We start from the raw sequence: 13486 nt of genomic DNA on the forward strand, positions 1-13486 counted from the left end.
GTTCACCATGTAATCCGGGTCGCCGAAGATTTCCAGTATCTCCGGGCTGTCCCAGGCATAGGAACTCACCTCGCCGCGCACGTAGAGCATGTCGATCAGGTGGCTCATGTTGGGTACGCCCGCGCCGGTGCGGCGGGCCAGCTCGGTCTCGGCGATATCCAGCCCCCGCGCGCGCAGGTCATCCAGCACCGAGGCCATGAAACTCCAGGAACGCTCGCGCAGCCCGTTCAGGTAATGGATAAGGGCGTTGTCCTCGGTATCGATGAAATAGCCCAGGATATGGTAACGCTCGCGGGTGGTCAACTCCACGGCGGGTACAATCCGCAGGCCCATCAGCTCGCCGGCGCGCAAGCCATCCGGCACCGAGGCCAACGTGTCATGGTCCGATATGGCGATGGCTTTCATGCCGCGCACGCAGGCGCTGAAGGCTAATATCTCGGGAAGATAGCCTCCATCCGAGGCCATGGTGTGCACATGAAGGTCGCAGGGGTAGCCTGGACTTTCGAATCTGGGCATCCGCTCGTCTTTCTCCCTTGTTCCCGGGTCATCCGGTCCAGTTGCCAATTTCTTACGGCTCTGTTATTATAATTTTCTGTCGGGGCAGTGTCAACGACGCTCCGGCCGAGTGGCCGTCAGAGGCAGGTCCTGTAACGAGTCGCCGTAATGCGGGGTTTCCTGGGTCAGGGGTTGTCGCCTCAAATTGTCCCCAAAGAGAGGGTGCAATGGAGAACAGGTTCAAGACCCGGCTTAGCGAGGAAGGCTCTTTCGTGATCTCGGTGGAGCTGGTGCCCACCCGTGGCCTGATGCGCAAGGATTTCAGCGAACTGATCGCTTTCACCGAGGCGGCGGTGGCCTACGGGAAAATAGACGCGCTCAGCCTGACCGACAACCCCGGCGGCAACCCACGCCTGTCTCCGGACGTGCTGGGCATGGACGTGCTGTTCCGGGGCATGAGCCCGCTGGTGCACCTGACCTGCAAGGACAACAACCGCAACGGCCTGGAAAGCCGCGCTTTCCAGCTCAACCGCATGGGCGTGCAGAATGTGCTGGCCCTGACCGGGGACTACCCGGTGGACGGGTTCCACGGGGTGGCCAAGCCCTCGTTCGACCTGGACTCGGTGGGCCTGGTGCGGATGCTCCAGGACATGAACCAGGGGCTGGAGGTGCAGGTGCGGCCCGGCAAGTTCCAGACCCTCGACCCGACTGATTTTTACATCGGGGCGAGTGTTTCGCCGTTCAAGCGCCACCGCGCCGAGCTTCTGGGCCAGTTCATCAAGCTGGAGAAGAAAGTGCGCAACGGCGCCCGGTTCATTATCACCCAGTTGGGCTACGATATGCGCAAGTTCGACGAGTTGCTGCGCTACATGCACCTGCGCGGCCTGGACGCGCCGGTGCTGGGCAATGTCTACGTGCCGCACCGGATTGTCTCGCGGATCATGAGCGAAAACCAGGTCCCCGGCTGCGTGGTCACCCCGAAAATGCTCGAATGGGTGAACAGCCACGCCGCCGACTCGGACAAGGGCAAGGCCGCTTTTCTGGAGTTCGCCGCCAGGCAGGTGGCCGCGCTCAAGGGGCTGGGCTACCGCGGGGCGCATATCGGCGGGTTCGGCCTGTCGTTCAAGGATGTCTGCACGGTGATCGACCTGAGCGCGCAGATGGAGTCGCAGTGGCGCGAGGCGGCCCGTGAGATCCAGTACCCGCAGCCGGATGAGTGCTATTTCTTCCAGCGTGACGAGGAAACCGGCATGAGCAGCGACACGCTCTCCCCGCTCTCGGAGCGGGACCGCCGCGACGGCACGCGGGTCAACTACACGTTCATGAAACTGGTCCACGGCAGTTTTTTCGAGCCGAGTGGCGCCGGGTTCCGTCTGGCCCGCGGGGTCTGCTCTTGTGTGGATCGCAGCCAGGGGGCGGCCAAAGCCTTCGAGACCCTGGAGCGCGGGATCAAGTGGCTGGTCAACCGCTGCCAGGGCTGCGGTGACTGTTCCCTGGCCGAGCTGGCCTTTCTCTGCCCGGAGGACGGTTGCCCGAAAGGGATGCGCAACGGCCCCTGCGGGGGGTCGTCCGACGGGGTCTGCGAGAGGAAAGACCGCAAGTGTTTCTGGTTCCGGGTGATCAAGCGTCTGGACAAGGATGGCGGCCTGGACAGCGTGCGCTCCCACGAGCCTGTCTACCGTAACGCCGCGCTCAAGGACAGCTCCTCCTGGCTCAACTACTACCTGGGGCGCGACCATGCCAGGCTGACAGAAGAGGACAAGAAGGCATAGGGTCCTTCTTGTCCTAAACGAAAAACACTTGAAAAGTCGGAGAAAAGCGAGAATATTATTCGTCCACCAAACTAACCAAAGGGGTCCAAGCCATGAAACCGTGGACGAAACTGTACGCCTTCATTTGCATGGTCATTTTCTGCGCCAGCGCCCAGGCTGTTCCGCCGGACAGCCTTGTAACCGTACCGGCGGCCAACTTTCGCGCAACCGACTGGCTCACCGGCGTTCCGCTGGAAGTTTCGATCGACGAGTTCAGGCTTGCCAGAACCGAAACCACACAGAGGGAATTTCAGGCCGTAATGGGCTACAATCCCTCCAGCCACCTGGGGCCGGACCTGCCGGTGGAGAGCGTGAGCTGGTGGGAGGCGATCGGCTACTGCAACCGGAAAAGCATTCAGGAAGGGCTGGAGCCGTGTTACGACCTGACAACCGGCGAGTGTGATTTCAGCCGTAACGGCTACCGCCTCCCCACCGAGGCCGAGTGGGACCTGGCTGACAGCAGCCTCACAGCCTGGCCGGCCGAACAGATCAACAGTCACGCCAACCTCGGCTCGGACAATATGGAAGACATCCCCTGGCTGATGAAAGACCTCAAGGAAAAGGCGACCCGTGCGGTGGGCAGCTACGAGCCGAACGTATTCGGTTTGTACGACATGCTCGGCAATGTCTGGGAATGGTGCAACGATTACAACTACAACCCGACCCGGTTTTCCGCCCAGCCGGTGACAAATCCGCAAGGCCCCGGCTGGAGCCCGGAGCGGGTTATCCGCGGCGGCTCGTTTTTCACCACCACCAGTTTCTGGAACTGGGGTTTCCGCTCCTGTTTCGAACCGGACAGAAAAAGCCGCTACACAGGTTTCAGGGTGGCGCGCACCTCCCCCGGCCGCGGCGCCCACAAGGCGCCAGTCGACGAGAGCAAGTGGCTGGAACCCTACTATAAAGTCCCGCCCAAGTACGAGAACAACACGGGCGGGCTGTCCTCCCTGATTGTCGACGACAAAGGCAAGACAATCACCACGCTCGACCAGTGGCAGGCTAAAAAGAAACTGCTGCATGACAAGTGGATGAAAATCATCGGCACGCTGCCGGTTGTCCCTCCAGAGCCGACTGTGCGAATCATCCGCACCTTCGAGGAGGACATCTACACCGGCTATCTGATGCAGCTGCAGGTGGAGCCGGACTACTGGGAAGAGATATACCTTATGATTCCGAACCGCCCGTTGGCCAAACCCGCACCAGTGGTGATAGTGCCGTTTTACGACGTGGGCACCCCGGCCGGAAAGCACCTGGGCGGCAGACGGTTCACGGCGATGAGCGTGCGCTCGTTCGCCTACATGGCGGTGCAGCGTGGGATGATCGCGGTTTCGATCCGCTGGTTCGGCGAAAGCTACGGTGAAAACTACGCGGAATCGATCGGCAACCTGAGAGCCAAATACCCAAATCTGAGCGGCATGGGCAAGTGGGTCTGGGATTCGCAGCGTCTGGTGGATTATCTCTGCACCCGTCCGGATGTGGACAAAAACCGGATCGGCATTGTCGGCCATTCCCTCGGGGCGATGGTGTCGCTGTACGCGGCGGCGTTCGATGAGCGGATCGCCGTGGTGACCGCCTCAGAGCCAGGCCTCGGCCTTCACGCCTCGGATTTCGAACACTTTTTCTACCTGGACGCCTCGGTCCGCGGCTGGGACAAGGCCACCGAACACCATGAGCTGCTGGCCCTGATCGCCCCGCGCCCGTTCCTGCTGATCGCGGGCAACGAGGCGGACAAGGACGAAAGCGTGTTCCTGATCAACGCCGCGCGCGAGGTCTACTCTCTGTACGGCAAGCCACGCTATATCGGGTTTTTCAACCATGCGGCCGGACATACCCCCACTCCCGAGGCGGTGGGCCTTGGAATGGAGTGGCTGAGGCATTTTCTGGAGAAATAGGCCTGAAACGGAAAGGGGGTGGGTTGCGAACCCACCCCCTTTTTGCTACCCGCTGGAGCCACAGATTACACGGATCAATGCAGCGGTTTTGAAAACAAAATCTTTTGCAGGGGCACGACGCTCCGTAGCCGATAAAAAACCCACCCCCTCAGTTCTCCCCCGCTTTCCAGTCCAGCACCTTGATTTTCAGGTTCCCAATCAGGGGCAGAATCTCCACCTGACGCTCCATCTCGCCCGCGATCAGGCGCAGGTGTGCGGCATCCGCCGGGAGCTGGTCGAATACCGGGTCGACCGCCACCCAGGCGTGGCCCAGACGGCTCTCGCACCAGGCGTGGTAGTAGAACGCACCGTCCAGGTAGATAAGCCCCATCGCGATGCGGGTGGGCACCCCGGCCGCGCGGGCCAGGGAACAGAACAGCACCGCGAACTCGTTGCAGTCGCCCTTGCGGCTCTGAAGCACCTCCAGGGTGTTGGGCAGGCTGAAAGTCGGGCTGGCCGTGACATTTCGCTGCATCCAGGCCAGGATCGAGCGCAGGCGCGTAACCGGCGCGGCCGTGGTGTCGCAGACCTCGGGCAGGAGGGCTTTGACTTTAGGATGATCGCTCAGGATGAACTCGGAGGGCGCGAGCCAGGATTGTTCCGTTTCCGCGCTCAATGTGTCAGGCGCTGCACCCTCGGCCGGGTTGACCGTGATTGTCACCCGGGTCCCCACGGCTTTCTGCGGGCCGCTGTCCAGGTCCAGGCTGTCGTAGTCCAGGCCGTCAAGCTCCAGGCTTAGAGTTGTGAGCCGGCGCGGGGCGGGTATCTCGCGGTCCGGGGTGACCGCCACCAGGCGCTGGATGTCCGGCCGCACCGACGTTCCCACATTCGCCAGGGCCCGGGCCGAGTCCTCCAGCTCCACCTGGTAACCCATGCCGCTGCGCTCGCGCAGGAGCTGGCCCCTGTCATCCAGCCAGGAGTCGACCCGCACTCCGCCCAGGTCCTGGTGCACACGCCAGGCCGTCACCTCTCCCTCACCCCAGACAATCGGCTCGCGTCCGGCCACCTCGGCCTCCAGCTCCTGGGCCGACAGGGAGGAGGGATCGAACACCACCGCGCTGAACTTGCGTCCCTCCGCCACCGCCTCCCGGGCGAACAGCAGCCCCACGGTGCTGGGAAGCTGCGGCAGGCTGGGAAACGAGAGCGTGTCCCGGTGGGTCTCGCCGCCCATCTCCACGTTCAGCAGAAGGCAGGTGTCGCGGGCCTCGCCGGTCACGCCGAATTGGGTCTCGCGCCCGCTCAGGCTGAATGTGAAACGTTTCAGCTCCAGGCTGTCGCCGCTCAGCGAGAGCATGCGGGTCTCCACCGATTCGGGTTTGCCCAGCATGGAGAACTCCAGGTGGCTTATGTCCCGCACCGCGATCCCGCTGTCGGCGCGGCTCACCACCGTATGCGACCAGCCGATTTTCTGACCTTTCAGGTAGATGCCGTACCAGGAATCATCCGCAATCTGAGCGGCCCGCGCGCTCCCGGCCACTGCAAGCGCCAGGAGCAGAACGGAGATAAAAAGCCTCGATTTGTTTTTCTCCACGTTTCTCACTGAGATATATTCCCTTCCTCTATAATCCCCAGGACTCTCATGCAGCTAACACATGGGATACCGTAATGTAGGGGAGGGTTTTAAACCCTCCCCTACGTTTGGACTCGCGGGTCATTGCCTCATTCAATTTTTATCTACTGCGCTACTCCCGGAAGCGTGGGAGTCCTGAAATACACCCGTATCGTGCGGCTCTCGAACGGCCCCAGGTCGAACGAGACTTTCCCGCCGCTCAGGGCCAGCTCCGCGCCCGGCTCCTCCAGGGGTGAGCATGTGCAGGCCCGCACCGCTCCCGGTGGCAGGTTGACCTCCGCCCGGCAGGCCTTGCCCGTGGACTCATAGCAGCGTAACACGAAACCGTCACCGTCCTCGGCCGCCTTGAACGCGCCCAGTTCCACCTGCGCGGGCGAAACAGAGAGGAACCCGGCCTGGTCACCCGGCAGACGGCCCGGATGGTTCACCCCGCAGTGGAACAGCAGCGGCGTGCAGTATTCAGCGGCGCGCTGCACTGTGGCCGCCTCGCGCCAGTCGCCCGCGTGCGGGTAGATCGCGTAGGTTATCTCGTGCGAGCCGCGGTCCGCTGAGGGGTCGGGCCAGAGCGGAGATTTGAGCAGGGTCAGTCGCAGACGGCCGCCCTCGGTGTCGTAGCCATATTTGGAGCGGCTCAGAAGGCTCACCCCGAAAGCGCCCTCGCTCAGGTCGGCCCAGCGCAGGCCCGGCACCTCGAAGCGTGCCCGGTCCCAGGAGTTGGCTCGTGTTGTAGGGCGGGCAATGGCCGCGCCGGGGGTCTCATAATAGGCGCTGTCCGACTTCACGTTCAGCTCCCAGGCGGTCTTGGCCAGCACCTGGTCCTCCCACCACTCGATCCGGCAGCGCACCTCCACCAGGGGCTCATCCCGGTACAGGCTGATCTCGGTGCTGAAAAAGGAGGACGGGAAACTGGTGGCCAGTTGTCTGCGCGGCTTGGTGGGGCCCAGGAAACTGCGCCGCACCCGCACCGTGGCCCGCACCGGCCCGCGCTCGACCACCTCGATTTTATCGGCTTTGTCCAGCTCCCAGCTCCGCCCAGTGTAGCCGATATTCCAGGCATCCCACTGGGCCGGACGGTCCTCGAAAAGCTGGATCAGGTTGCCGCGTCCGCCTTTGGATAGCACCTCGCGGCGGGCGCGCTTGTCGTAGAGGCGGATCACGTTCCCGCTCGCCGGGTCGAGTTCCAGGCGCAGGAGGCCGTTCTCGATCGCCCGCTCGCTCACGCTCAGCCCGGGGTCTCCGCCGGAGGCCATCCGCCGCTCCAGCAGCGTGCGCCGCAGACGGTAGACCTTATAGCCGGTGGCCGGAACCGCATTCGCCCGGAAAATCAGCCGGGCGGTGAGGCTGTCATCCTCCACAACCTGGCAGGGGACCTCAGTTCCATCCGGCCCGTAGAGCCGCACCCCGCGCAGCACCGCGCTCGGGGCCGTGTACTCCGCAGTCGAGCTGCGCAGCCAGGACAGGCTGTTGAACACGATCAGCGGCTCACCCTCCGGTCCCCGCGCGGTGTTCACCGCCGCCCCGATCCCGGAAAGCGCCACCTCGGTCGCATGAGCGCTCAAAGCCGCCGCCCGCTCGAACCCGGCCGCGGCATCCGTGTACACCGCCGCGATCCCACTGCCGGGCAGGATATCGTGCATCTGGTTGAACAGCACCTTTTTCCAGGCCTCGGTGAGCCGTGCGGCCGGATAAGCCGCGCCGGTCAGCAGGGCATCCAGGGCACAGACTGTCTCGGCGCTGGCGAGACCGCTTTCCAGGCGACGGTTGTACTCTTTCATTTTTGCCTGGCTGGTGTAGGTGCCGCGGTGGTATTCCAGATAAAGCTCGCTGTTCCACTCGGGAAGGCGCGCCAGCACAGAGTCCGGCAGGGCGGCCAGGTACTGGTCCATACGCCCGAACTCCACCCGCGGGAACAGGGCCAGCGTGCGCAGGTGACGGGCCCGCTGCAGCATGTCCTCGTCCGGACCGCCGCCGTGGTCGCCGTAGCCGATCAGCACCGCCATGTTCCTCAGTCCCGTACCGGCCTCGAACTGCCGCAGGTCATCCAGCATCTGCTGCGGGTCGACCACATTCGTGTAGCCGCTGTAGGGCATGTAGACCAGTATCCGGCTGTTGTCCGGCCCGCGCCACCAGAACAGGTGGTAGGGGAATATGTTGGTGTCGTTCCAGAGAAGTTTCTGGGTCACGAAAGCCCCGATCCCGCAGCGGCTGAAAAACTGCGGCATGTTCCAGTTGTAGCCGAACGAGTCCGGGTTCCAGCCCAGCTTGATCTCCTGGCCGAAATGCTCCTTGAAGTAGGCCTTGGCGTAGAGGATCTGCCGCATCCAGCTCTCCGGGCCGATCAGGTTGCAGTCCGGCTCGACCCACATCCCTCCGGCGATCTCCCAGCGGCCCTCCGCCACACGACGGCGGATGCGCTCGAAGGTGTCGGGGTAGTACTGGCGCATCCACTCGTAGAGCTGGGCCTGGCTCTGGGTGAAAGTCAGCTCCGGGTACTTGTCCATCAGGCCGAGCACGCTCTCGAACGTGTCGTGGGCCGCCTCCACGGTCTCGCGCCAGCGCCAGAGCCAGGCCAGGTCGATATGCGCGTTGGAGACCAGCCGCAGGGTGAACGAGTGCATGTAGGCTGTCAGTCGCGGCGCGGCGGCCACTGCCGCGTCCACCGAGCGGATGAAATCCGCCGGCCGGCCCTGCTCCAGCGCGGCATGGTCTATCCGCTCCAGGGCGCTCTCCAGCTCGTTGATCAGCTCCAGGCGCTGCGACTCTGTGCTGGAGGACAGGTCGGTCCCGGGGTCGCTCTCCAGTTGCATGGCCCGCTGGTGGGTGTCGCCGCTCAGCAGACGGTAGGCGGAGTAGAGCTGCACCCGCAGGTCGCGGGCCTTCTCCACCGCCGCCTCCCAGCCGGGCAGGGTCAGACGGGCCTCGCGGAAAGTGACTTTCTGATGTCGGGCGCTCAGGCGCAGGGCGACCAGATACTCCCGCCCCGGCTCGGCGGAGGCGGCAAGAGTCACCTTGTTCTCACCCGCTTTCAGCCTGGCCGACGGCTTGCCGTCCACATACAGGGTCCCGTCCGAAAGAACGGTGAGGCTCAGTTCCACCTTGCGACCCTTGACCGGCTGCAGGGCGATCCGTTCCGGCAGCTTGAACCGAGAGCGGAACCAGCATTGCTCGGCATCCAGCACCGGCTGGTAGCTGAATTTCTCCCAGCCGCTGTCGTTGAAACCAAGGCTTTCCGCCCCGGCGGAATCGACCTTGGAGGCCCGCCAGCCCTGCACGGGCGGGAACTCGATCTGGGCGGCGAGCTGGAACGCGGCCTCCAGGCTCCGCTGGGCGGAAAGAGGCTCGGGAGTGAAACCGAGAGCAAGAACAAGACTGACCGCGGTCAGGAATGCCAGGCTGTGGCACGCGGGGCGGGTTATTCTGAAAGAGCGTCTCATAGCCGGGTCCGGTCGAGGGTGGGAGTAAATGCCAGGAAAGCCGGAACGAGCCTGGCCCGTTCCGGCTTTCCAATATTGATATTAGCTTCCCGGCGGATTGTCAACCCGAATCGAGCAACACATTTTCCGGAGGATAATCCTTTGCTCCCGGTGCGCAGGGTTATATGTTCCGTCCAAAGTAAAAAGCCGCCGGCACATTCAAGCGGCAGCCCTCCGCAGTCGGAACGCCATAGTCATGATCGCAACTCAAAGGAACCGGTTGTGATGGAAGAAACACCGCTTGTCATCAAGCCGCACCACTGCTTGGACATTATCCGTGATTTCGGGGCCGGGCGCGAGCATACCCCGCATCCCTACGGCCACGCCGTGCACCTGGCGGCCGAGCGCCTGCGCCAGGACCCGCGCACCCTGCTGCGCCTGACCGTGGGGGCGGATTTCATCTGCGCCCCTTGTAACCTTCTCAAGGCCGGACGCTGCACGGACAGCACCGACACCCCGGGGCGCGCCGTGCGCAAGGGCGCCTACAACCGCCTGATCGACCGCCGTCTGTTCCGAAGATTCGGGTTGTCCGAGGGCTGCACTCTGCGCGCGGATGAATTCTGCCGCCTGGCCCTGGAGCGCCTGGGTGACATCCGGGAAATCTACCGGGAGGAGAAAAGCGAAAAGACCGCCTGGCGCGAGGAAAACCTTTTCCGCGGCCTGCGGTCTTTTCTCGAAAACTGTCCCTGAAACCACTCTCTCAGCGGCTCACTCCGGGAAATCCGGCGGCAGGGTCTTGGTGGCGCTGTATTGCTCCCACAGCTTGCGCGCCTGCTGGTCATCTGCGTGACGGGCGACCCAGCGGCTGAGGATGGCCTGGGCCATCAGTTTCTGGTCCGTGGCGTCGTACAGGCGCACCAGCTTGGTGAACCCGAGCTGGAAATCCGGGTCCACTTTCACCGCCTCGACCAGCAACTCGGCGGCGGCGGTGGTGTCGGCCCGGTCCAGGGCCATCTTGGCCAGGCCGGTCCATTTCAGCGCATCCGCCGGATGGGAGGTGAAATAATTGGTGGCGAACTGCTTGGCGACATCGTACTGTTTCTCGCGGGCGAACCACGAGGCAAACATGAACAGGCGCTCCTTGTAGTCCGGGTCGAAGAACTCGGTCTGGTTGAAATTGAGCACCGCCTGCTCCTTGTTGTTCCGCATCAGGAAAGCATCCGCCAGCATGGAATACACCCGCGCGATGGTGAACAGCGTGCGCATCCCCTCCTTGCGGCTCGCCGGGATGTCCTTGACCGTGGTGTGGTAGCTGTAGTCCAGCCACAGCAGGTGCGAACTGCGGTTGATGTCGATCACGATCTTGTCCGCGCCGCGCCAGAAATAGGTGCTGTCCGGCCCCGCGAGCGGCTCCTGGTCCAGAAGCTGGACCGTCAGGCCGCGCCGGACCAGGAAACGGTCGAACCCGGCCATGTTCTCGATCCCCAGGCTGCCGGAAAAATACAGCGGTCGGCTGAAAGAGTTGGCCCGCACGATATCCACCACGGCCAGGTCGCGCACCAGAAGAAGAGTGCCCTTGGGGAAACGCACCTCCAGCTTGCCGGCCTTGAAATCGTAGGGCTCGGCCAGACGCGCCGGACGCATGCTCTCCACCTGCTGATCCGTGTAGTTGCGCGCCACCGGGGGTGACATCTTGTCCAGGCTTTTGATGTATTCCGGGTCGACCAGGTAGTTGTAGTTGAGCACCGAGCGGCTGCTGTCGGCGAACAGGTAATGCTTGGCGTACATCACCGGGTAGTACTCCTGGTCGCTCGAGACGATCAGGATGCCCTTGTCCTCGATGCCGGAAAACATGTTCCTGGCGTAATCGAGGATCACGAAATCCCGGGCCAGCGAGCTCCGATGCCAGTTGAACCACAGCGGAGACACCAGCAGCAGGAACAGAAGGGTGAAAAGCCCCGCGCCCGGCAACCAGCTCAGACTCCTTTCCGTGAACTCGAAACGCCGCACCAGCCAGCCCAGCAACCTGGTGCAGTCATCCTTCAGCCAGGCCAGCCCCAGCACGGCCCAGACACCGAAAAACAGGTAGCTGATCAGGAAACGACTGTCCAGGTCGCCGAAATCGCGGGCCACACTGGTGCCCGCCTGCCCCATGGCCGGCTGCGGTCCGGGCGTGGGGTTGACCAGCCAGAGCTGTATGAGCACCACCACCAGCAGCAGAGCGAACGACCAGAAAAACAGCCGTCTCCGCCCGCTGAACATCCGCACCAGGCTGTAGAGGAACAGTCCGAGCAGCACCAGCGCCACGCTCCAATGCGGGGCCTGGGCGGCGAAACAGCTCCAAAGCAACGGCAACTGGACCGAGAAGAAACCGGCGGCGCGCGGCAGTGAATGCCGGAGCGCGTCCAAGCCGTAGAAATAGACCCAGAAACGGCGGCTGAACAGGTCGATGGGCTGGCCCAGACCGGGGTCGAGCACCGGACGCACGGCCAGGTAGATATAGAGGCTCAGGCCGACCAGGAACACGATCAGGGCCGGGACCATGTTCGCCGCGAGCGCCTCCCGCACCTTACCGCCCCAGCGCCAGAACACCAGCAGGGTCAGCAGGGCGAAGGTCGGCACGAAGCTCTGGCTGAACGACAGGCCCAGAAGGAGCGCCCAGAGCAGCATCCCGGTCCCGGCGGCCAGCGAGCCCTCCTGGATCCGCACCAGGAGCCAGAGACCGAGCAGGAGCAGGAAAACGTTGAACACCCCGGGACCGGCCTGCAGCGCCGAGCCCCAGAGCGCGGGCAGGCTGAACAGGAACAGGCTGGCCGCGGCTGAAAACAGGCGCCTGGCGGTGATCCCCAGGCTGGAGCCCGCCCCGCAGGCAGCGACCGCCCGGTCGAGCAGGCCGAATGTCAGGGACGCCGCTCCGGCGCCGCTCAGCACCGAGATCAGGTTGACCGCCGAGGCCGGCTCGAACACGAACGAAGGCTTGGTGGAGATGAGGAAAACGAGCCGGGCCAGAAGGTTGAGCACCGGGGACAGAAGTGTCATGCTCAGATGTTGGAAGAACGAGCAGGTCAGAAGGTAGAGCAGGTTTCCCGGGGCATCCGGCAATCCGGACATCAGGCTGTTCACCACCCAGGACGCCGATTCCTCGGAGGCAATCGAGGGGGCCATGCTGAAAAGGTACAGCACCAGAGTGCCGATAAACACAAGCCAGGAAAATTTTACTCTGCTCATCTTTGTCTCAGTCTCCTCGCGCCCCACTGTTCCCCGCGCGCTTTCACGTTGCCTGCGCTCAGCCGTTCCGCCCTGACCCGCACTCGATCAGCCCCGGGCCGGGGGCGGATACCGCAAGATAGTCCCAACGTAATTCAATGTCCAACACCTTCCCGGCTCCGCTCACCCGCGGCAGTCCCGGAACCGCGCCGCAATCTGCACCGTGCGAACTGCCTGGGCCACATCGTGCACCCGCAGCACCGCGGCCCCATTCAGCACCGCCACCGTGACCGCGGCCAGGGTCCCCTCCAGCCTTTTCTCGCGGTCGTCCCCCCCGAGGAAAGACTTGCGCGACGGCCCCACCAGCAGCGGACAGCCCAGAGACCGGAACCGCTCCAGGCCAAGGATCAGCCTGTAGTTGTCCTCGGCCGACTTGCCGAAACCGATCCCCGGGTCGAGCACAACACGCCCGCGCGGGACGCCGGCCCGCTCCGCAGCCTCCAGGCGCCCGGCGAAAAATTCTCCGATCTCGCCCAGCAGGTCACCGTAATGCGTATCTGTCTGCATTGTGCGCGGGGTGCCGCGCATGTGCATCGCCACCCAGGCGGCCCCGGTTTCGGCCAGAGCCGGAAGCATCTGGGGGTCCAGAAGCCCCGCGCCCACGTCGTTCACGATTTTCGCCCCGGCCTCGACCGCCCGGCGCGCCACAGCCGCCTTGTAGGTATCGACCGAAAGCACGGCCCGCGGGTGGCGCTCCAGGATCGCCCGGATCACAGGGACGACCCGCGCGGCCTCCTCGTCATCCTCCACAGGAGCCGCGCCGGGACGGGTGCTCTCCCCGCCCACGTCGATAATGTCCGCCCCGGCCTCCAGCATGGCCGTGGCGTGCGCCAGGGCGGCCTCGGGCGGAAAATGCCGCCCGCCGTCATAAAACGAATCCGGGGTCACGTTCAGGATGCCCATCACCAGCGGCACACCGCCCAGGTCCAGGCTTGCTCCCGGCAGCTCCCAGCGCGTATCCGGCTCCACAGTGGCAGTTTTGCTATCGTTCATCCTCATCCT

8 protein-coding genes are annotated in these 13486 nt (G+C 63.9%); 3 read left to right on the top strand and 5 right to left on the bottom strand.

Features of this window, described 5'->3' with window-relative positions; translation table 11 throughout:
* On the bottom strand, window positions 1–516 hold a 516-nt coding region (locus tag LLH00_01045; protein ID MCE5269854.1), incomplete at its 3' end, for a PHP domain-containing protein.
* Between the two features lie 206 nt (window positions 517–722).
* Here LLH00_01045 and LLH00_01050 point away from each other — a divergent pair.
* The gene (locus tag LLH00_01050; GenBank protein ID MCE5269855.1) at window positions 723–2267 is read left to right on the top strand and encodes a methylenetetrahydrofolate reductase C-terminal domain-containing protein; all 1545 of its coding nucleotides are present in this window, start codon (window positions 723–725) and stop codon (window positions 2265–2267) included.
* 92 nt (window positions 2268–2359) lie between these two features.
* Entirely contained in the window at window positions 2360–4195 is a 1836-nt protein-coding gene (locus tag LLH00_01055; protein ID MCE5269856.1) for an SUMF1/EgtB/PvdO family nonheme iron enzyme, read from the top strand.
* 148 nt (window positions 4196–4343) lie between these two features.
* On the opposite strand, the gene LLH00_01060 is transcribed toward LLH00_01055, so the two are convergent.
* Together LLH00_01060 and LLH00_01065 are read right to left on the bottom strand one after the other, a co-directional pair.
* A complete protein-coding gene (locus LLH00_01060) occupies window positions 4344–5774 on the bottom strand; it encodes a transglutaminase domain-containing protein (protein MCE5269857.1) in 1431 nt (476 codons plus the stop codon).
* Between the two features lie 134 nt (window positions 5775–5908).
* Window positions 5909–9238: a glycosyl hydrolase-related protein gene (locus LLH00_01065; protein ID MCE5269858.1), complete on the bottom strand. Its 3330-nt coding sequence runs from the start codon at window positions 9236–9238 to the stop codon at window positions 5909–5911.
* A 264-nt stretch (window positions 9239–9502) separates the two neighbouring features.
* Between LLH00_01065 and LLH00_01070 the strand changes: the two genes are divergently transcribed.
* Entirely contained in the window at window positions 9503–9967 is a 465-nt protein-coding gene (locus LLH00_01070) for a hypothetical protein (protein ID MCE5269859.1), read from the top strand.
* Between the two features lie 18 nt (window positions 9968–9985).
* Here the strand turns inward: LLH00_01070 and LLH00_01075 are convergent, their stop codons facing one another.
* Together LLH00_01075 and folP are read right to left on the bottom strand one after the other, a co-directional pair.
* Window positions 9986–12445: a hypothetical protein gene (locus LLH00_01075; protein MCE5269860.1), complete on the bottom strand. Its 2460-nt coding sequence runs from the start codon at window positions 12443–12445 to the stop codon at window positions 9986–9988.
* 162 nt (window positions 12446–12607) lie between these two features.
* Window positions 12608–13477, bottom strand: a complete 870-nt coding sequence (gene folP / locus LLH00_01080) for a dihydropteroate synthase (GenBank protein ID MCE5269861.1) — start codon at window positions 13475–13477, stop codon at window positions 12608–12610.
* Window positions 13478–13486: the final 9 nt, after the last annotated feature.

This window comes from bacterium (assembly GCA_021372515.1).
In the GTDB taxonomy this organism is placed as follows: domain Bacteria; phylum Gemmatimonadota; class Glassbacteria; order GWA2-58-10; family GWA2-58-10; genus JAJFUG01.

What these genes read in the sequence shown, in the direction of transcription:
- LLH00_01070 (MCE5269859.1), top strand. Translation starts at nt 9,503, where the DNA reads ATGGAAGAAACACCGCTTGTCATCAAGCCGCACCACTGCTTGGACATT.
- LLH00_01075 (MCE5269860.1), bottom strand. Translation starts at nt 12,445, where the DNA reads ATGAGCAGAGTAAAATTTTCCTGGCTTGTGTTTATCGGCACTCTGGTG.
- LLH00_01050 (MCE5269855.1), top strand. Translation starts at nt 723, where the DNA reads ATGGAGAACAGGTTCAAGACCCGGCTTAGCGAGGAAGGCTCTTTCGTG.
- LLH00_01055 (MCE5269856.1), top strand. Translation starts at nt 2,360, where the DNA reads ATGAAACCGTGGACGAAACTGTACGCCTTCATTTGCATGGTCATTTTC.
- folP (MCE5269861.1), bottom strand. Translation starts at nt 13,477, where the DNA reads ATGAACGATAGCAAAACTGCCACTGTGGAGCCGGATACGCGCTGGGAG.
- LLH00_01065 (MCE5269858.1), bottom strand. Translation starts at nt 9,238, where the DNA reads ATGAGACGCTCTTTCAGAATAACCCGCCCCGCGTGCCACAGCCTGGCA.